The 20,242-nt window shown below is 55.3% G+C and carries 16 protein-coding genes; 11 read left to right on the forward strand and 5 right to left on the reverse strand.

Features of this window, described 5'->3' with window-relative positions; genetic code table 11:
* The first annotated feature begins 92 nt into the window (after window positions 1–92).
* The 6 genes from HV355_RS00395 (at window position 93) to narI (ending at window position 8,947) form a co-directional block, all read left to right on the forward strand.
* On the forward strand, window positions 93–668 hold the full coding sequence (locus tag HV355_RS00395) for a TetR family transcriptional regulator (protein ID WP_182400652.1): 576 nt from the start codon (window positions 93–95) through the stop codon (window positions 666–668).
* 209 nt (window positions 669–877) lie between these two features.
* Entirely contained in the window at window positions 878–2,266 is a 1,389-nt protein-coding gene (locus HV355_RS00400; RefSeq protein WP_010431432.1) for a NarK family nitrate/nitrite MFS transporter, read from the forward strand.
* Window positions 2,267–2,293: 27 nt separating this feature from the next.
* Window positions 2,294–6,034: a nitrate reductase subunit alpha gene (locus tag HV355_RS00405; RefSeq protein WP_182400653.1), complete on the forward strand. Its 3,741-nt coding sequence runs from the start codon at window positions 2,294–2,296 to the stop codon at window positions 6,032–6,034.
* Window positions 6,031–7,575, forward strand: coding sequence for a nitrate reductase subunit beta (narH, locus tag HV355_RS00410; protein WP_089600055.1), 1,545 nt, complete (start codon window positions 6,031–6,033; stop codon window positions 7,573–7,575). Before HV355_RS00405 ends, narH begins: the two co-directional genes overlap by 4 nt.
* On the forward strand, window positions 7,575–8,270 hold the full coding sequence (gene narW, locus HV355_RS00415; RefSeq protein WP_182400654.1) for a nitrate reductase molybdenum cofactor assembly chaperone: 696 nt from the start codon (window positions 7,575–7,577) through the stop codon (window positions 8,268–8,270). Before narH ends, narW begins: the two co-directional genes overlap by 1 nt.
* Window positions 8,267–8,947: a respiratory nitrate reductase subunit gamma gene (gene narI / locus HV355_RS00420; RefSeq protein WP_100166583.1), complete on the forward strand. Its 681-nt coding sequence runs from the start codon at window positions 8,267–8,269 to the stop codon at window positions 8,945–8,947. Before narW ends, narI begins: the two co-directional genes overlap by 4 nt.
* A gap of 79 nt (window positions 8,948–9,026) precedes the next feature.
* Here the strand turns inward: narI and nhoA are convergent, their stop codons facing one another.
* Window positions 9,027–9,872: an N-hydroxyarylamine O-acetyltransferase gene (nhoA, locus tag HV355_RS00425; protein ID WP_182400655.1), complete on the reverse strand. Its 846-nt coding sequence runs from the start codon at window positions 9,870–9,872 to the stop codon at window positions 9,027–9,029.
* 108 nt (window positions 9,873–9,980) lie between these two features.
* Here nhoA and HV355_RS00430 point away from each other — a divergent pair, with 108 nt between their 5' ends.
* A complete protein-coding gene (locus HV355_RS00430; RefSeq protein WP_010426134.1) occupies window positions 9,981–10,553 on the forward strand; it encodes a flavin reductase family protein in 573 nt (190 codons plus the stop codon).
* A 223-nt stretch (window positions 10,554–10,776) separates the two neighbouring features.
* A complete protein-coding gene (locus tag HV355_RS00435) occupies window positions 10,777–11,229 on the forward strand; it encodes a DUF3828 domain-containing protein (RefSeq protein WP_182400656.1) in 453 nt (150 codons plus the stop codon).
* 95 nt (window positions 11,230–11,324) lie between these two features.
* On the opposite strand, the gene fusA is transcribed toward HV355_RS00435, so the two are convergent.
* A complete protein-coding gene (fusA, locus tag HV355_RS00440; RefSeq protein ID WP_120158222.1) occupies window positions 11,325–13,424 on the reverse strand; it encodes an elongation factor G in 2,100 nt (699 codons plus the stop codon).
* 161 nt (window positions 13,425–13,585) lie between these two features.
* On the opposite strand from fusA, the gene HV355_RS00445 reads away from it, so the two are divergent.
* Window positions 13,586–13,888 (forward strand): helix-turn-helix domain-containing protein, encoded by a 303-nt coding sequence (locus tag HV355_RS00445; RefSeq protein WP_010426140.1) that lies wholly within the window; start codon window positions 13,586–13,588, stop codon window positions 13,886–13,888.
* Between the two features lie 68 nt (window positions 13,889–13,956).
* On the opposite strand, the gene HV355_RS00450 is transcribed toward HV355_RS00445, so the two are convergent.
* Complete coding sequence (locus HV355_RS00450; RefSeq protein ID WP_182401205.1) at window positions 13,957–14,412, reverse strand: GNAT family N-acetyltransferase; 456 nt, start codon at window positions 14,410–14,412, stop codon at window positions 13,957–13,959.
* Between the two features lie 162 nt (window positions 14,413–14,574).
* Here HV355_RS00450 and HV355_RS00455 point away from each other — a divergent pair, with 162 nt between their 5' ends.
* A complete protein-coding gene (locus HV355_RS00455; RefSeq protein WP_182400657.1) occupies window positions 14,575–16,053 on the forward strand; it encodes a PLP-dependent aminotransferase family protein in 1,479 nt (492 codons plus the stop codon).
* Window positions 16,054–16,080: 27 nt separating this feature from the next.
* Here HV355_RS00455 and HV355_RS00460 read toward each other — a convergent pair whose 3' ends face one another.
* Together HV355_RS00460 and HV355_RS00465 are read right to left on the reverse strand one after the other, a co-directional pair.
* Entirely contained in the window at window positions 16,081–16,716 is a 636-nt protein-coding gene (locus HV355_RS00460) for a helix-turn-helix domain-containing protein (RefSeq protein ID WP_108417384.1), read from the reverse strand.
* A 121-nt stretch (window positions 16,717–16,837) separates the two neighbouring features.
* Complete coding sequence (locus HV355_RS00465; protein WP_108417383.1) at window positions 16,838–18,166, reverse strand: 2-hydroxycarboxylate transporter family protein; 1,329 nt, start codon at window positions 18,164–18,166, stop codon at window positions 16,838–16,840.
* Between the two features lie 382 nt (window positions 18,167–18,548).
* Here HV355_RS00465 and HV355_RS00470 point away from each other — a divergent pair, with 382 nt between their 5' ends.
* Window positions 18,549–20,234, forward strand: coding sequence for an NAD-dependent malic enzyme (locus tag HV355_RS00470; RefSeq protein ID WP_120158225.1), 1,686 nt, complete (start codon window positions 18,549–18,551; stop codon window positions 20,232–20,234).
* Window positions 20,235–20,242: the final 8 nt, after the last annotated feature.

The following is a 20,242-nucleotide window of genomic DNA, read 5'->3' on the forward strand; positions in this document are numbered from 1 at the left end:
GACACATGTCCAGGATGCGATCCTACGTAAAGTTGAACGCATGTCCAGCTTTTTGTTACACTCGTTTCGCCCCCATTGAGAGTGAGAAAAACATGCGTTATCTGAGCAAGGACGAGCGGCGTGAAGCCATCCTACAGGCCGCCATGCGCGTGGCCCTCGCCGAAGGACTGGCGGCCATGACTGTGCGCCGTATTGCCGCTGAAGCCAGCGTGGCGACAGGACAGGTTCACCACCACTTTACCTCCGGGGGAGAGCTAAAGTCGCTGGCCTTTGTTCGCCTGATCCGCGAGCTGCTGGATGCCGACGCGTTGGACGAAAACGCCAGCTGGCGCGAGCGGCTGCATGCCATGCTCGGCAGCGATGACGGCAGGTTTGAACCCTACATTCGTCTGTGGCGTGAAGCCCAAATTCTGGCCATTCGGGATGCCGAAATAAAAGGCGCTTACGTACTGACAATGGAGATGTGGCACCAGGAGACCGTTGCCATTATTCGTGCCGGGGCGAACGCCAGCGAATTTACGCTGACTGATCGTGCAGAAAATATTGCCTGGCGTTTGATAGGGCTGGTGTGCGGGCTGGACGGCATTTACATATTAAATATGCCGGAGATGGACGACGCGGCCTTTAATAAGCATCTCGATAAACTCATTACGCTGGAATTGTTTTAATACCCCTTACGGAGTATTAATTCTCGTGCATTTTACAATTAGTAACACATTAAGCGACCCCTTAATCCCATTCTAATCTCAGGGGTTCGCTTTTTTATCTATCCTTTCAGATGTATCCCAAAACATCCAATAAACCCTAGTCCCCACTCTCATTTATCTTTTTGTTTTCACTTCGTTTTTCTCTCCATTATGGCAAGCAAGAGGGCGATATGTCACCACAAAGTGAAAAGAGTAACCCGCATCTTTTAAGTAACTGGAAACCTGAAAACGCGCAATTTTGGGAGAATAAAGGCAAACATATCGCGCAAAGAAATCTGTGGATCTCGGTGGCATGTTTACTGCTGGCCTTTTGCGTATGGATGCTGTTTAGCGCTATCGCGGTCAATCTCAATAAAGTCGGATTTAATTTCACCACCGATCAACTTTTTATGCTAACGGCATTACCTTCTCTCTCCGGCGCGATATTGCGCGTCCCCTATTCGTTTATGGTACCCATATTTGGCGGACGATACTGGACGGTATTGAGTACCGTCATCCTGATTATTCCCTGCGTCTGGCTGGGAATTGCCATTCAGACCACCGCGACGCCTTACTGGGTCTTTATCGTGATTGCCCTGCTCTGCGGCTTTGCTGGTGCCAACTTTGCCTCCAGCATGGGCAACATCAGCTTCTTCTTCCCCAAGGCAAAACAGGGCAGCGCGCTCGGCATTAACGGCGGGCTCGGCAACCTGGGCGTCAGCGTGATGCAGCTGGTCGCACCCTTGGTGATATTTCTGCCGATGTTCACTTTCCTCGGCGTGCACGGCGTGCCGCAGGAAGATGGCTCGACGATATGGCTGGCCAATGCAGCATGGATCTGGGCGCCGCTGCTGCTGCTGGCAACCCTTGCGGCTTTTTTTGGCATGAACGATATTGCCAGCTCTAAGGCTTCTATTGCCAGCCAGCTCCCGGTGCTGAAGCGCTTTCACCTCTGGCTGCTGAGCCTGCTCTATCTGGCGACCTTCGGCTCGTTTATCGGCTTCTCGGCGGGTTTTGCCATGCTGTCAAAAACTCAGTTTCCGGACGTCAACATCCTGCACCTCGCCTTCTTTGGCCCACTTATCGGTGCGCTGGCCCGTTCAGCGGGCGGGATGATCTCTGACAAACTGGGCGGCGTGCGGGTCACGCTGATTAACTTCGTCTTTATGGCCGTCTTTAGCGCCCTGATCTTCCTGACGCTGCCCGGCTCCGGCTCCGGCAGCTTTGTCGCGTTCTATCTGGTCTTTATGGGACTGTTCCTCACCGCCGGACTGGGCAGCGGATCCACCTTCCAGATGATCGCGATTATTTTCCGCCAAATCACTCTCGACCGCGTCAAAAAGCAGGGCGGCACGGACGAGCAGGCGCAGCACGAAGCGGTGACGGAGACCGCCGCCGCGCTGGGCTTTATCTCCGCTATCGGCGCCGTTGGCGGGTTCTTCATTCCCAAAGCCTTTGGCACCTCGCTGGCGATGACCGGATCGCCGGTCGGCGCCATGAAGGTGTTCCTCGTGTTTTACATCGTCTGCGTGCTTGTTACCTGGCTGGTGTATGGCCGCAAATCCGCAAAAAAAGAATAACTACACGTCCGAAGCAGGAGAAATGTCATGAGCAAACTGTTGGATCGCTTTCGTTATTTCAAAACAAAGGGGGACAGCTTCGCCAACGGGCACGGGCAGGTATACCACACCAACCGCGACTGGGAGGACAGCTACCGTCAGCGCTGGCAGTTCGACAAGATTGTGCGCTCCACCCACGGCGTAAACTGTACCGGCTCCTGCAGCTGGAAGATTTACGTCAAAAACGGCCTGGTGACCTGGGAAACCCAGCAGACCGACTATCCGCGCACCCACCCTGACCTGCCCAACCACGAGCCGCGCGGCTGTCCGCGCGGGGCGAGCTACTCCTGGTATCTCTACAGCGCCAACCGCCTCAAATACCCGCTGGTGCGCCGCAAGTTAATTGAGCTCTGGCGCGAGGCGCTGGCGCAGCATGCCGATCCGGTGCTGGCCTGGGACGCCATCCAGAGCGATCCGCAAAAGGCGCAGAGCTACCGGCAGGCGCGCGGACACGGCGGATTTATCCGCTCGAACTGGAAAGAGCTAAACCAGCTGATCGCCGCCGCCAACGTCTGGACCATCAAAAACTACGGCCCGGACCGCGTGGCGGGTTTCTCCCCTATCCCGGCGATGTCGATGGTCTCCTACGCCGCCGGCACGCGCTATCTTTCCCTGCTGGGCGGCACCTGCCTGAGCTTCTATGACTGGTACTGCGATCTTCCCCCCGCCTCTCCCATGACCTGGGGCGAACAGACCGACGTGCCGGAGTCCGCCGACTGGTATAACTCCAGCTATATCATCGCCTGGGGGTCGAACGTGCCGCAGACCCGCACGCCAGATGCCCACTTCTTCACCGAGGTGCGCTACAAAGGCACCAAAACCGTCGCCATCACGCCGGACTTCTCGGAGGTCGCGAAGCTGAGCGACCAGTGGCTGGCCCCCAAACAGGGCACCGACAGCGCCCTCGCCATGGCGATGGGCCACGTGATCCTCAAAGAGTTCCACCTCGATAACCCCAGCGACTACTTCCTCAACTATTGTCGCCGCTATACCGACATGCCGATGCTGGTGCTGCTCGACGAGCAGGAAGACGGTCGCGTGGTGCCGGGACGCATGCTGCGCGCCTCGGACCTTGTCGACGGGCTGGGTGAAGCCAATAACCCTGAATGGAAGACCGTCGCCTTTGACATTGCCGGGAACCTGGTGGTGCCTAACGGATCGATTGGTTTCCGCTGGGGAGAAAAAGGCAAATGGAACCTGGAGCCGCAGGCTGCGGGCCACGAAACCGAACTGACGCTTTCTTTGCTCGTTACCCACGACAGCGTTGCCGACGTCGCCTTCCCCTACTTTGGCGGCAACGAAAACCCGCATTTCCGCAGCGTGAAGCAGGAGCCGGTGCTGACGCGCCGCGTGCCGAGCAAAACCCTGACGCTCGCCGACGGCAGCGAGAAACGGGTGGTCAGCGTTTACGATCTGGTGCTGGCTAACTACGGTCTCGATCGCGGTCTGGAAGACAACAACGCAGCAGCACACTACGGTGAAATCAAAGCCTACACCCCGGCCTGGGGCGAGCAGATTACCGGCGTACCCGCTTATCTGATAGAAAAAATCGCCCGCGAGTTTGCCGATACGGCGCACAAAACGCACGGTCGCTCAATGATCATTCTGGGTGCCGGGGTGAACCACTGGTACCACATGGACATGAACTACCGGGGGATGATCAACATGCTGGTCTTCTGCGGCTGCGTCGGGCAGAGCGGCGGCGGCTGGTCACACTATGTCGGCCAGGAGAAGCTGCGCCCACAAACCGGCTGGCTGCCGCTGGCCTTCGCGCTGGACTGGAACCGTCCGCCGCGCCAGATGAACAGCACGTCATTCTTTTACAACCACGCCAGCCAGTGGCGCTACGAGAAGCTGACCGCGCAGGAGCTGCTCTCTCCGCTGGCGGACGCCTCGAAATTCACCGGCCACCTGATCGACTTCAACGTCCGCGCGGAGCGTATGGGCTGGCTGCCGTCGGCCCCGCAGCTCAACCTTAACCCGCTGCACATTAAAGCCCGCGCGGAGGCGGCGGGCATGACGCCGCAGGAGTACACCGTACAGGGGCTCAAATCCGGTGACGTGCGTTTCGCCTGTGAGCAGCCCGACAACGGTAAGAACCATCCCCGCAACCTGTTCGTCTGGCGCTCTAACCTGCTCGGCTCGTCCGGGAAAGGCCACGAGTACATGCTGAAATACCTGCTCGGCACCGAGAGCGGCATTCAGGGCGAGGATCTCGGCTCTACCGATGACGTGAAGCCCGAAGAGGTGGAGTGGCAGACCGCCGCCATCGAGGGCAAGCTCGACCTGCTGGTCACGCTTGACTTCCGCATGTCCAGCACCTGTCTGTTCTCGGACATCGTTCTACCCACCGCCACCTGGTATGAAAAAGACGACATGAATACTTCGGATATGCATCCGTTTATTCATCCGCTCTCGGCCGCCGTCGACCCGGCGTGGGAGTCCCGCAGCGACTGGGAGATCTACAAAGGCATCGCCAAAGTCTTCTCCGAGGTCTGCGTCGGGCATCTGGGCACCGAAACCGACGTGGTGCTGCAGCCGTTACAGCACGACTCCCCGGCGGAGCTGTCGCAGCCGTTTGATATTCAGGACTGGCGCAAAGGCGAATGCGATCTGATCCCAGGCAAAACCGCGCCGAACATTGCGGTCGTCGAGCGTAACTACCCGGAAACCTACGAACGCTTCACCTCTCTCGGTCCGCTAATGGATAAGCTCGGCAACGGCGGAAAAGGCATATCGTGGAACACGCAGAACGAGGTCGATTTCCTCGGCAAACTGAACTACGTCAAGCTCGACGGCCCGGCGAAAGGCCGCCCGCGCATTGAAACCGCTATTGACGCCTCCGAGGTGATCCTCGCTCTGGCACCGGAAACCAACGGTCAGGTGGCGGTGAAAGCCTGGGAAGCGCTCGGCGAACTGACCGGGCGCGATCACACCCATCTGGCGCTGAACAAAGAAGACGAGAAGATCCGCTTCCGCGATATCCAGGCGCAGCCGCGCAAAATCATCTCCAGCCCGACCTGGTCCGGACTTGAGAGCGAGCATGTCTCCTACAATGCGGGCTACACCAATGTGCACGAGCTGATCCCGTGGCGTACCCTTTCCGGTCGTCAGCAGCTTTATCAGGACCACGCGTGGATGCGCGCCTTCGGAGAGAGTCTGGTGGCCTACCGTCCGCCGATTGATACCCGAAGCGTTACCCATATGCGCGAGATCCCGCCGAACGGCTTCCCGGAAAAAGCGCTGAACTTCCTGACGCCGCACCAGAAATGGGGAATCCACTCCACCTACAGCGAAAACCTGCTGATGCAAACCCTGTCGCGCGGCGGGCCGATTGTCTGGATCAGCGAAACCGACGCCCGCGAACTGGGCATTGAGGACAACGACTGGATCGAAGCCTTCAACGCCAACGGCGCCCTCACCGCCCGCGCGGTGGTCAGTCAGCGCGTGCCGCCGGGCATGACCATGATGTATCACGCCCAGGAGCGCATCCTGAACATTCCGGGTTCAGAGGTGACCGGACGGCGCGGCGGGATCCACAACTCGGTGACCCGCGTTTGCCCTAAACCGACGCACATGATCGGCGGTTACGCGCAGCTGGCGTACAGCTTCAACTATTACGGCACCGTCGGCTCCAACCGCGACGAGTTCATCATGATCCGCAAAATGAAAAACATTAACTGGCTGGATGGCGAAGGTCGGGATCAGGTACAGGAGGCGAAAAAATGAAAATACGCTCACAGGTTGGCATGGTTCTGAACCTCGATAAATGCATTGGCTGCCACACCTGCTCGGTCACCTGTAAGAACGTCTGGACCGGGCGTGAAGGCATGGAATATGCGTGGTTCAACAACGTCGAAACCAAACCGGGGATCGGCTACCCGAAAAACTGGGAAGATCAGGAGGAGTGGCAAGGCGGCTGGATCCGCGGCATTACCGGCAAGCTAACGCCGCGCCTCGGCGGCAAAATGGGCGTGTTGTCGAAGATTTTCGCTAACCCCGTCCTGCCGCAGATTGACGATTATTACGAGCCCTTTACCTTTGACTATCAGGATCTCCACCGCGCCCCGGAGGGCGATCACCTCCCTACCGCCCGTCCGCGCTCGCTGATTGACGGCAAGCGGATGGACAAAATCGTCTGGGGGCCCAACTGGGAAGAGCTGCTGGGCGGCGAGTTCGAAAAACGCGCCCGCGACCGCAACTTCCAGAAGATCCAGAAAGAGATGTACGGCCAGTTTGAAAACACCTTCATGATGTACCTGCCGCGCCTGTGCGAGCACTGCCTGAACCCCAGCTGTGCCGCGACCTGCCCGAGCGGCGCGATTTACAAGCGTGAAGAGGACGGCATCGTGCTGATCGACCAGGACAAATGCCGCGGCTGGCGTCTGTGCATCAGCGGCTGTCCGTACAAGAAAATCTACTTCAACTGGAAAAGCGGCAAATCAGAAAAATGCATCTTCTGCTATCCGCGCATTGAATCCGGCCAGCCGACCGTCTGCTCGGAAACCTGCGTCGGGCGCATCCGCTACCTCGGCGTGCTGCTGTATGACGCGGACCGCATTGAAGAGGCGGCCAGCACCGAGCATGAAACCGATCTGTACGAGCGCCAGTGCGACGTGTTCTTGAACCCGAACGACCCGGCGGTGATTGAAGAAGCGCTGAAACAGGGTATTCCGCAGAACGTGATTGACGCAGCCCAGCGTTCACCGGTCTACAAAATGGCGATGGACTGGAAGCTGGCCCTGCCGCTACATCCGGAGTACCGCACCCTGCCGATGGTCTGGTACGTGCCGCCGCTGTCGCCGATTCAGTCCTACGCGGACGCCGGTGGCCTGCCGCAGAGCGACGGCGTCCTGCCTGCCGTAGAGAGCCTGCGCATTCCGGTGCAGTATCTGGCAAACATGCTCAGCGCGGGCGATACCGGGCCGGTGCTGCGCGCCCTGAAACGCATGATGGCGATGCGCCACTACAAGCGTTCCCAGACCGTGGAAGGCGTGACCGATACCCGCGCCATTGAAGAAGTGGGCCTGACCGAAGCGCAGGTTGAAGAGATGTATCGTTATCTGGCCATTGCCAATTACGAAGATCGCTTCGTGATCCCGACCAGCCACCGCGAAATGGCGCGCGACGCTTTCCCGGAGAAAAACGGCTGCGGCTTCACCTTTGGCGACGGCTGCCACGGCTCCGACACCAAATTCAACCTCTTCAACAGCAGCCGCATTGACGCGATTAACATCACCGAGGTGCGCGAACATGGGGAGGGAGAATAATGCAGATCCTCAAGATCATCGCGCTGCTGATCGAATATCCCGATGAAACCCTGTGGGATAGCCGTGATGAAGCGTTTTCGTTGATTGAGCAGGACGCGCCCGCGCTGCTGCCGTTTACCCGGCAGCATCTGAACGCCCCGCTGCTGGATAAACAGGCCGAGTGGTGCGAGGTTTTTGAGCGCGGTCGCGCAACTTCGCTGCTCCTGTTCGAGCACGTTCACGCGGAGTCCCGCGATCGCGGTCAGGCGATGGTCGACCTGATGAGCCAGTACGAGAAAGCCGGGCTACAGCTCGACTGTCGTGAGCTGCCGGACTATCTGCCGCTCTACCTGGAATACCTCAGCATCGTCACCGACGATGAAGCGCGCGAAGGATTACAAAACGTCGCGCCGATCCTGGCGCTGATTGGTGGACGTCTGAAGCAGCGCGGCGTGGCGCATTACCAGCTGTTTGATGCCCTGCTGGCGCTGGCGGAAACGCGGCTTTCCAGCGACAGCGTGGCGACACAGGTGTCCAGTGAAAAACGGGATGATTCCCGCCAGGCGCTGGACGCCGTCTGGGAAGAGGAACAGGTCAAGTTTATCGAAGACAACGCCACATCGTGCGACAGCTCGCCGATGCAGCAATATCAACGACGCTTTAGCCAGGACGTCGCGCCGCAGTACGTGGACGTCAGCGCCGGAGGCCCAAAATGACACATTACCTGAACGTGTTTTTCTATGACATTTACCCCTACATCTGCGCCACCGTCTTTTTCCTCGGCAGTTGGTTGCGCTACGACTACGGGCAGTACACCTGGCGCGCCTCGTCGAGCCAGATGCTCAGCAAACGCGGCATGAACTGGGGCTCGAACCTGTTTCATATCGGGATCCTGGGAATTTTCTTCGGACACCTGTTCGGCATGTTAACCCCGCACTGGATGTACGCCTGGTTTTTACCCGTCGCGGTTAAACAGCAGCTGGCCATGATGGCGGGTGGGGTTTGTGGCGTATTGACGCTGATTGGCGGTTCTATGCTGCTTTACCGCCGCCTGTTCAATCAGCGCGTGCGCGCCACGTCCACCACGCCGGATATCATCATCATGAGTATTTTGCTGATCCAGTGCATTCTGGGCCTGACCACCATCCCCTTCTCCGCACAGTATCCTGACGGGAGTGAGATGATGAAGCTGGTCGGCTGGGCGCAGGGGATCGTGACCTTTAAGGGAGGCTCATCAGAAATGCTGAGCGGCGTGGCGCCGATCTTCCGCGTTCATCTGGTGCTGGGGATGACGATCTTCCTGATCTTCCCGTTCACCCGTCTGGTGCACGTATGGAGCGCGCCGTTTGAGTATTTTACCCGTCGGTATCAGGTGGTGAGATCGCGTCGTTGATTTTGTCGGGTCGCGGCTACGCCTTACCCGACCTACGTTCAGCTTCCTCCTGGCCCGGTAAGGTGTAGCCGCCACCGGGCTATTTTCCGGCCTGAGGATGCGTATCAAAGCCCGCCATCACGGCCGACAGCTCAGCCAGTGAAAATCCGTGTTTTGTATCGTCAACGCCCAGTCCAAAGCGTTCCTGCATCAGTCGGTAAAGCGCTTCAGCGTCCGGCAAATGGATCTGCTCCTCCACATGGCCATTTTGCCAGTGGGTAAAGTTGAAGTTAGTTAGCGTCAGCTTGCCGCCATCCGGCAGATGACGACACATCAGCAGATGGTGACGGAAATGCGACTGCGGCCAGTGCGCCGACCAGAAATTCCCCATCACGTAATCACTGAAATACTGCGTCGTCAGGTCAAAATGATACATCGACTGCCAGTGCTCGTGGTGGCGGAACTGCAGCACCCAGTCGTTACCCTCACTCAGCAGACGATACAGCCCGTGCGGCGTCTCTTGTTCTTCATTGGCAATCAAACGAATCGGCGCCGTCAACGTCTGGCCGCCAAACCCTACGTCGGCAATCCAACGTTCACCGTTAAGCTCCACCAGCAGCAGGCGATGCGTGCGCGGCGGCATTTGCGACGGATTTGCCAGAACGACGCGCCCCAGCACGCTGCGTACCGTAAACCCGACCTCACGCAATACGCGTTCGAACAGGCCGTTTTGCTCAAAGCAATAGCCTCCGCGGCGAGCGGAGACCAGCTTGTCGACCAGATTCTGATCCTCAAGGTGGATCTCTCGCGGCAGAACGACATCAATATTTTCAAAAGGGATCGCACAGTTGTGGTGTAAATGCAGCGCGCGCAGCGTGTCGATATCAACAGCGGTTGGTTGCGTCCAGCCGATGCGAGCGAAATAGGCGGTCAGAAATGGGGACATTAATCAGTTTCCTTTGATTGCGATGTTTTGTTTATAAACTAATTTTATGCGCCCACTTTGATTTACGTGCTTTTTCGTCATACTCATCAAAGTAAATAAGGAGCCTCTATGAATCACTTTCGCCCTGTTGAATTACGTCATGCCAGCCGTCTGCTGAACCACGGTCCGACTGTGCTTATCACCAGTCGGGATGAAAGCCTCGACAGACGCAACGTGATGGCCGCCGCATGGTCAATGCCCGTTGAGTTTGAACCGCCGCGCATCGCGATCGTCGTGGATAAAAGTACCTGGTCACGTGAGCTGATTGAGCGCAGCGGGAAATTTGGCATCGTCATCCCCGGCGTGGCAGCGGCCAACTGGACATACGCGGTCGGTAGCGTCAGCGGGCGCGATGAAGACAAATTCAACTGCTATGGGATCCCGGTCGTTAACGGTCCTGAACTTGGCCTGCCGGTTATTGAAGAGAAATGTCTGGCGTGGATGGAGTGCCGGTTATTACCTGTAACTTCTGCGGCAGAAAAATATGACACCCTGTTTGGTGAAGTGGTTTCAGCGGCAGCCGACGAACGCGCGTTTGTCGCCGGACGCTGGCAGTTTGACGGGGATAAGCTGAATACCCTACATCATCTTGGTGCCGGGACGTTTGTGGCGAGTGGGAAGATAGTGAAAGCGTTGGATTGATTTCGCAAATCATATCTTACTGAAATATAAATATTTTCCATGGCATTTTATGTTTACCACGGCGAAGTCAAACGGAGGATATTTCTGCAGTTGTTGCATTAGCAATGCTCACACTAAGGAAATATCTATGTCATGGAATAAAAGGGAAGCCAAAACAGCCTCTATCCTGGGCCAACATATCGAAAGCTCCAACCCAAAATAACTATTTACAGGCACAACTAATATGAAAAAAGCCTTATTTATTTTACTTCTGGGCTCCTGCTCAGCGTTGGCGCACCAGAACGATCCCGTTCAACAGGCTGTTAATTTCAATAAATGGTATGTTAATCAAATTAGCAAGGATGCCTTTCCAATAACTGACAGCCGCGAGATCGATAAATTTGTCACTACATCCACAATGAAAAAACTGCGTCATGCTCAGGATCCTAACTACGCTGATGATGACTTTTATGACGCGGATATTTTTTTAAAAGCGCAGGATATTGGCGATGACTGGCCCAGCAATGTAGCCGCAATTGCAGGTGACACAGATCCTGTATGCGTAAATGTATATATCGCATTTGGAAAAAAGCAGGAGCACATCGTCATTGACTGCATGGTCAAAGAAAATGGAGCCTGGAAAGTACAGTCAGTCTCCAGGGTAGAATTTTCAAGAAACGTTACTGCTACAAAATGACTCAATCGATGAAAAGCCAGTGTGCTGATATTTAGAGATCTCTTAGGTCGTAAAAGCACATGGTAGTCTGACGACTACCATGTGACATGACCTAACTACTTCGCACGCCGTGAAATAATCTCATCCGCAACATTCCGCGGGGCTTCCGCAAAATGATGGAACTCCATCGTGTACGTCGCGCGCCCCTGGGACATCGAACGCAGTGTGGTGGCATAGCCAAACATCTCTGCCAGCGGCACGTCAGCACGAATAATCTGGCTGCCGTACTGCTCTGCCATCCCCTGCACCATGCCGCGACGGGAAGAGAGATCGCCCATGATGTTACCGGCGTACTCTTCCGGTGTTTCCACCTCCACGTGCATCACGGGCTCCAGGATGACCGGATCCGCTTTACGCGCGCCCTCTTTGAAGCCCAGGATCGCCGCCATGCGGAAGGCCATCTCCGAGGAGTCGACGTCGTGATACGAACCAAACGTCAGGGTGGCTTTCACATCCACAACCGGATATCCCGCCAGCACCCCAGAGTTCATGGCCTCACGCAGTCCTTTCTCAACGGAAGGAATATACTCGCGCGGCACCACGCCGCCCTTGGTGGCATCTTCAAATTTGAAGCCGCTGCCCGGCTCTAACGGTTCAAGGCTGAGCACCACATGGCCGTACTGCCCTTTACCGCCGGACTGACGGACAAATTTGCCTTCGATGTCCTTCACCGCTTTACGCAGGGTTTCACGGTACGTTACCTGTGGACGACCAATATTTGCCTCCACGCCAAACTCACGCTTCATGCGGTCGACGATGATTTCCAGATGAAGCTCGCCCATCCCGGAGATAATCGTCTGGCCAGACTCCTCGTCGGTGTGGAGACGGAACGACGGATCTTCCGCCGCCAGACGCTGCAGCGCGATACCCATTTTCTCCTGGTCGGCCTTGGTTTTCGGCTCGATCGCCAGAGAAATTACCGGGTCCGGGAACTCCATACGTTCAAGCGTAATGACCGCATTAGGGTCGGTCAGCGTGTCACCGGTCGTGACATCTTTCAGACCCACGCAGGCCGCGATATCGCCCGCGCGCAGTTCGTCCACCTCGTGGCGATCGTTGGCATGCATCAGCACGATACGCCCGATGCGCTCTTTCTTCCCTTTTACCGGGTTATACACCGCGTCGCCTTTGCGCAGCACGCCGGAGTACACGCGGATAAACGTCAACTGCCCGACGTACGGGTCGCTCATCAGTTTGAATGCCAGCGCCGAGAACGGTTCGTCATCACTCGGATGACGTTCCGCGTGCTGCCCTTTTTCATCCACGCCATCAATGGCGGGGACGTCCAGCGGCGACGGCATCAGTTCGATCACGGCATCCAGCATGCGCTGCACGCCTTTGTTTTTGAAGGCGCTGCCACACAGCATCGGCTGGATTTCACCGGCAATGGTGCGAATACGCAACCCCTTGATGATTTCAGCTTCATCAAGATTGCCCGTTTCCAGGTACTTATCCATCAGCTCATCGCTTGCTTCCGCCGCCGCAGAGACCATTTTTTCGCGCCACTCTTGCGCGGTACCGAGCAGATCGTCAGGGACCGGCGCATAGCTAAACGCCATGCCCTGAGTGGCATCGTCCCACAGAATGGTGCGCATCTTGATGAGATCCACCACGCCGCTGAAATGGTCTTCTGCGCCAACCGGGATCACAATCGGCACCGGATTGGCCTTCAGGCGTTCCTGCATCATCCGCACGACGCGGAAGAAATCGGCGCCCGGACGATCCATTTTGTTGACGAACGCAATGCGTGGAACCTTGTATTTGTTCGCCTGACGCCAGACGGTTTCCGACTGCGGCTGCACGCCGCCCACGGAGTCATACACCATCACGGCACCGTCGAGTACGCGCATGGAACGTTCCACCTCTATGGTGAAATCCACGTGCCCCGGAGTGTCGATGATGTTGATCCGGTGCGGCTCAAACCCCCGGTCCATACCCGGCCAGAAGCAGCTGACCGCCGCGGAGGTAATGGTGATACCGCGCTCTTGCTCCTGCGCCATCCAGTCGGTGGTTGCCGCGCCATCGTGTACTTCACCCAGCTTGTGGCTCATCCCGGTATAAAACAGGATGCGCTCAGTGGTGGTTGTTTTACCGGCATCGATATGCGCGGAGATACCGATGTTGCGATAACGTTCGAGGGGGATGGGTCGGGGCATGATATTTCCTTAAGTCTTCAAGACTGTAGTGTGACGACCGGGATGGTCGTATATTCGTTCGTTTGCTATAATAGTCCTATTGTACGAGTATTATCGAACTATTTTTTAACGATTGACCTATTGTTGATATAGCTCAATCTGACATTTCACGCAGGAAAACCATGATCCCAAACCACCCCGAACCTGAACAAATACTCCTGGAAAACGTGCTGTTCGCCCTCGGTAACCCGTTGCGCCTCTCGATAATTCGCAGGCTGGCCGACGGCAGTGAACTGAGTTGCAATGCGCTACGCCCGGAGGATGTAGTGAAATCCACCATGACGCACCACTGGCGCGTACTGCGCGACAGCGGCGTTATCTGGCAGCGCCCGCAGGGGCGGGAAAATATGATTTCATTGCGAAGAGAGGATCTGGATGCCCGCTTTCCGGGACTGATGGAGATACTTTTACAGGCGAAATCATAAGAACATGTTGGGTTTCCCCTGAAAAATGCCCCGTATAGATTTAAGGGGCATCACGTCAGCTAAGGGATTTATCTCACGTGCATACGATACTCAATCATCCCGCTTTTTTTCGCAATCCAGTCGTACAAACGTTGCCCGCGATAATTAGCTTCATGCGTATGCCAGTAAAGATGGGCGGCATGATGTTTCCTTGCTTCTTTCTGAACATATTCTATTAACTGTTTGCCAACGTGTTTGCCTCTGATGGTCTCACAGACATATAAATCTTCGAGGTAGCAGTAATCGCTCTCAGCCCAGGTCGAACGGTGAAAAAGATAATGCGCAAAACCCACTACGTCTCCATCACATCGCGCCACCACGCAGAATAGCGGTTCTACGGGGCTGAAAAATCGTTGCCAGGTTCGTTGAGTGACGGCCCCTGAGAGGTCGACATTATAAAATTCCTGGTATTTACCCCACAGTGGCATCCAGCTTTCAAAATCACGTTCTTTAACTGCCTCAACCGTCACGCTCATATTGTTCATATTGCCTCTTTCCTTATCCGTATTTGTTTCAGGAAGAGTGTATTTGCTGAATGGCACGTTTTTCCCCGCCAATTTTTGCCATAAAGGCAGACCAATTTTTCATCCTGCTGTCCGCAATATTGCTTTAGAATCAAGAGACACAGAGGAAAAGTGGACAACGTAATGTTTAAGCACGCGCAGCTTGAAACGGTTAAAGCATGGATCATCGATCCTGCAAACGGTTCGCTACCGCTTCACGATAGGATCCAGAGAGCGATACGGACACTGATACTGGAAGGGATCTTATCTAAAGGTAAGGCCCTTCCTGCTTCACGTGCGCTGGCTATCTCACTGAGTGTTTCCCGGGATACGATTGAAGCAGCCTATTCCAGCCTGCATGCGGAAGGTTTTATTGAGCGGCAAACAGGCCGAGGAAGCTTTGTCTCTTCCAGCGCGCGGTTTTTAAAACCTCGCTCTCGACTGCGCCAGCCAACCGCTGAAACACGAAAAGCAAAACTCAGCGCCCGTGGAAAAGTCATCTATGAAAGCGGCGGGATCCGCGAATTTTCCTCACCCCGCCCGCTGGCACCCGGTATTCCTGAAACCCGCATGTTTCCCATTCCAACCTGGGAACGTCTTCAGCGGCAGGTCCTGAAGGAGTTTCAGCACCAGGCGTTAGAGCAAAGTCCACCACAGGGTATGGAGCGCCTGCGGCGAGCAATCGCGGAATATGTCAATCTTGAGCGCGGGACACGGGCGAGTGCAGAACAGGTCATCATTCTGACAAGTTCTCAGCAGGCGCTTGCGCTCTGTTCCCACGTGCTGATGGACACCGGGGACTGCATTGTCATTGAAGATCCCACCTATCAGGGGGCACACAAAGCGTTCAACGCTGCAGGACTTCGCTGTATTCCGGTTCCTCTTGATGAAAAAGGCATCTCGGTTGACGGTCTTAATTCGCTGACCGAGCCTGCCAGAGCTATCTACCTTACGCCGTCTCATCAGTACCCTACCGGGGTGACGCTCTCTCTTGACCGACGGCTGGCTGTCATTGACTGGGCAAATCGTCACTCGGCCTGGATCATTGAGGATGACTATGACAGTGAGTTTCACTACGAAGGAAAGCCAATGGCCTGTCTTCAGGGGCTGGATGCTTACCATCGGACAATTTATATCGGCACGTTCACTAAGTCCCTGTTCCCTGGGTTACGTATTGCTTACATGATCGTTCCCTCAGAGCTGACAGAGCCTCTTACCATGGCCAGGACATTAATGGATGGCCATACAGCCTCAATAACCCAATTGACGCTGGCTAAATTTTTGGAAGGTGGGCATTTTGGTGCCTACATTCGCAAGATGCGGAGCGTTTATGTTACTCGTCGCGACAAACTGGCTAGCCTGATGGAAGAGTATCTTTCTGATTATGTTGCGTGCATAGCGCCAGCGGGTGGAATGCAGATGCCTTGTCTCCTGAAGCACGGTATATCTGAGAAAGAGATTGCCGCCGCCGCTCGCCGTGCGGGCGTTGATATATTAGGGCTTACCGGTTTATATGCAGGCCCCCCCGGCTCCACCGGTTTTTTGATGGGGTTTGCTGCCTACACGGAGAGGGAAATAGAAGACGCTGTAAAAAAACTGGCCGCAATTTTCCGTCATGTTTGATGCCGTCGACCGGTCAGCGGCGAATACTCATTCCGGGCGAGCAAGGCTATAAACAGGGATCCGTCGGCTGGTCTTTGTCAGCGTATCGAAGACCTCGGTTTCCGACGTCACAATTCTCACGCCCATTTTCCTTAACCTCTGCACATCCGCCGCGATGCGCTGAATGCCAAACCAGAAAAGCCCGTCGAGCGCCGTCACGGACAGCCCGTTTTCCAGCGCCAGCTTGAGGCGTTCGCGGGGCGCTTTCACCTGCTGGGCGATTTGCCGGTAAGGGACTTCATTGCATCCTGTCGCGTCACTGCGCTGGATCCGCGTTTTCAGCTGATAGGTAAACTCGTCAGGTATTCCGTTGAGATCCTTTTTAAGGCTATAGACGCAGCCAAAGCGCTTGCCGTTAAACAGAACATTTTTCTGACTAAGCTGCAGCTCGTTTCTGACGCCGTCTATCAGCTGTGGCGCACGGGTGAGGAGAAGCCTGAAGGGAAGCTCGAAGCTGGTCACATAATCCACATTTAGCAGCGCGAGGCGCAAGCGCTCCTCAGCACCGGATTTTTGCTCACGACACTCTTCCAGCACCTCTGCCCACTGGCGCGTCAGGCGTTCCGGCTCGGCGGCTTCGGTAAGGAGATATTTTTCAATCTGGTAATCGACTCGGGTGGTCATAGTGGTGTATCCGGTCGCTGTGGATGGGGTAATTCTATCCAGCGCGGCGACTTTTATAAAGGACTGAACCGCAACGGCATTCACAAAATGCCGTTGCGATTCAGTCTCCTGATATTTCGGATCAGTGCGCCATTATCCAGCCCATCAGCAGCGTGGCGAAAATCACCGTCGATGCGCCGCCGATACGGGTAGCGATCTGCGCGAACGGCATCAACGACATGCGGTTAGAGGCGGATAAAATCGCCACGTCCCCTGTCCCACCCAGCCCGCTGTGGCAGCAGGTGACGATAGCCGCTTCCACGGGATACATATTCAGACGCGACGCAATAAAATAGCCGCTCAACGCCATTGCAATCACGATCGATCCGCACACCACAACGTAGCCCACCGAGAAGACCGCCACCACGCTCTCCAGCGGCACGTACAGCATGCCCAGACCAATCATTAGCGGCCAGACCAGCGCTGCCGAGACAAACTTATAGCAACTGTGCGCCCCCTGTTCCATGGAACCGGGGATCACCCTGAAATACTTACACAGCACGGCGATGAGGATCATCAGCACCGGACCAGGGATGTGCACCAGTTTTTCAAACAGACCACCGACGATGAAAAATGCGCACACCATGAGCAGCCCGCCCCCCATCAGGTGGAAATCCGTCTGCTGAACGCTTTGCGCCCCCGCAAACAGATTCTGATCGTCCTTGCTGCGGGTTAGCATGCCGTTTCCCGAAAGTGCAGGACGTTTCGTTCCCAGACGCGCCAGCGTACCCGCACAGATGATGGCGAAGATATTACCGACGACGGCGGCAGGGGCCAGCTGTGCGACGTAAACGTCAGGCGCTTGTCCGAGTATGGCCGAATACGCCAGCGACAGTGGCAAAATTCCCTCACCAATCCCACCGCCAATAATCGGCACGATGATGAAGAAAAAGGTGTGGTAAGGCGTATAGCCAAACAGCGAGCCGACGATTAACCCGCTCATTACCGCCATCAGCGTCCCGACAACCAAGGGTACAAACATGCGGATCATCCCCTGGATAAGCAGCACCCGGTTCATCCCCAGAATGCTTCCCACCACCAGACAGGCAATGACGAAATAGAGCAGATTCGCCTCTTTCATCAGCAGGTGTACGGTATCCAGCGTCTGTTTTTCGAACACGCCAAAATAGACCAGGATGGATGGCACCATCAGGCAGAGAATGGCCGGACCACCGATGTCCTTCAACAGGGGGATCTGACGACCGATTTTGGCAAAGGCGAAACCGAGCGTCATGATCACCGCCAGTCCACCGATCATATTTTTCGGCAGCAGCCCCGCCCATGCGGACGTCGCCACGATGGTCGCAATGCCCACAAACAACATCAGTGGGACTGCGCCCACTTCGGCATTACTCAACCCTAACGTAAAACGCGAGGAGACCGGAGAAGTCGATACAGGATTATCTTTCATATAATCACCAGATTAGTAGGTTCGGATATAAAAACAGGAGTAAAAACCGATAACTCCCGTGTTCAAAAATATTCTTTATATTTAATAATTTTAAATCACCATTGATAAAATGGTTCAGCATGAAATTAGCACGAGCATTCAGCCAGAAATGTGAAGGCCGCAATGATTTCTTTTTATAAACTTAATTCATCTTTTTGTAAGTAAAGTTATTAATCACCACCCGTATTTTGAAATTAATAAAACCAGAAAGAGTGTGACCCTTATCACCACCGCCCTGATGTTTAACCGCTAGATTAGCGCTAAATAAAACATAAACGCGCTTAAGAACAGACCTGCTTCGCAAATCTTATTTAATCCGTTTTAACTATTTCAGGAGTCAACCATGTCTCGCAAAGAAGTGCTGTACACGCCCTATAACGGCGCTGTACTGCTGGAAAACCCATTACTGAATAAAGGCCTCGCGTTCATTAAAGAGGAACGTGATAATTTTAATCTGCACGGCTTATTACCGCATAATGTTGAAACCATTGAAGAGCAGACCGAACGCGCATGGGTACAATTCTGTCATTTCAAAAGTGATATTTCCCGTCACGTTTATCTGCGTAATATTCAGGACACCAATGAGACCCTGTTTTACAATCTGTTGCGGAAACATATGAAGGAGACGCTGCCGATCATATATACCCCAACGGTCGGTGAAGCCTGCGAACATTTCTCTACCATCTATCGTCGGGCGCGCGGGCTTTTTATTTCATGGCCGAATCGCCATCGCATCGATGAAATGCTGCAAAGTTTCTCGCGTAATGATATTCGCGTGATCGTGGTGACTGACGGAGAGCGTATTTTGGGCCTTGGCGACCAGGGGATCGGCGGAATGGGCATTCCGATTGGTAAATTGTCATTGTATACCGCGTGCGGTGGTATTCATCCGGCCTCAACGTTACCGATTATGCTGGATGTCGGCACCAATAATCAGCAACATCTGGACGACCCGCTGTATATGGGCTGGCGTCATCCACGCATCAGCGACGAGCAATACGCTGAATTTATGGATATGTTTATCAGTACCGTCAACGCCCGCTGGCCAACTGTTTTACTGCAGTTCGAAGATTTTGCGCAAAAAAATGCGACCCGATTACTCCAGCGTTACCGCGACCAGCTGTGCTGCTTCAATGACGATATTCAGGGAACCGCTGCCGTCACGGCCGGCACGCTGATTGCTGCCGCCCATGCAGCCGGAACCCGCATTCGCGATCAGCGCGTGGTCTTCCTCGGCAGCGGCTCTGCCGGATGCGGTATAGCCGAAAAAATCGTGGCGCTGATGGTCGACGACGGGCTAACCGAGGCCGAGGCTCGCAGCCGGATCTTTATGGTCGATCGTTTTGGCTTACTGACCGACGATATGACCAACCTGCTCGATTTCCAGAAAAACCTGCTTACGGCGCGGGAAGCCATTCGCGACTGGCAGGTGGAATCGTGCAATATTTCGCTGATGGAGGTGGTCAGAAATGCCCATCCAACCGTGATGATTGGCGTATCCGGTCAGCCGGGGCTGTTCAGCGAAGCGATAGTTAAAGAGATGCACCGCCACTGCCCGCGCCCTATTATTATGCCCCTCTCTAATCCAACATCACGCGCAGAGGCGCAACCTCAGGATCTGATCGAATGGACGCAGGGTAGCGCTCTGGTTGCGACGGGTAGCCCCTTCTCGCCGGTATTCTGGCAGAACGACCAGTACGACATTGCCCAGTGTAACAATGCCTACATTTTCCCCGGTCTGGGGCTGGGGATATTGGCCAGCAACGCGCGGCGGGTTACCGAAGAGATGTTGATGGTGGCGAGCCGTAGCCTGGCGGCGCAATCGCCGCTGGTCACCACTGAAAAAGGTGGATTACTCCCTCCCGTCGACCGCATTGATACCGTGTCGCGCAATATCGCGTTTGCGGTCGCCCGGGCAGCGATTGAGCAAGGCGTTGCGGCGGCAATGGATGACGAGACCTTACTGGCGCAAATCGAAAAAACCTGGTGGCAGGCGGACTATGCGCCGTACCGCAGGTCGGCGCTGTAGTTTCAACG

Origin of the sequence: Enterobacter sp. RHBSTW-01064, from assembly GCF_014103035.1 — a bacterium.
Lineage (GTDB): Bacteria > Pseudomonadota > Gammaproteobacteria > Enterobacterales > Enterobacteriaceae > Enterobacter > Enterobacter mori.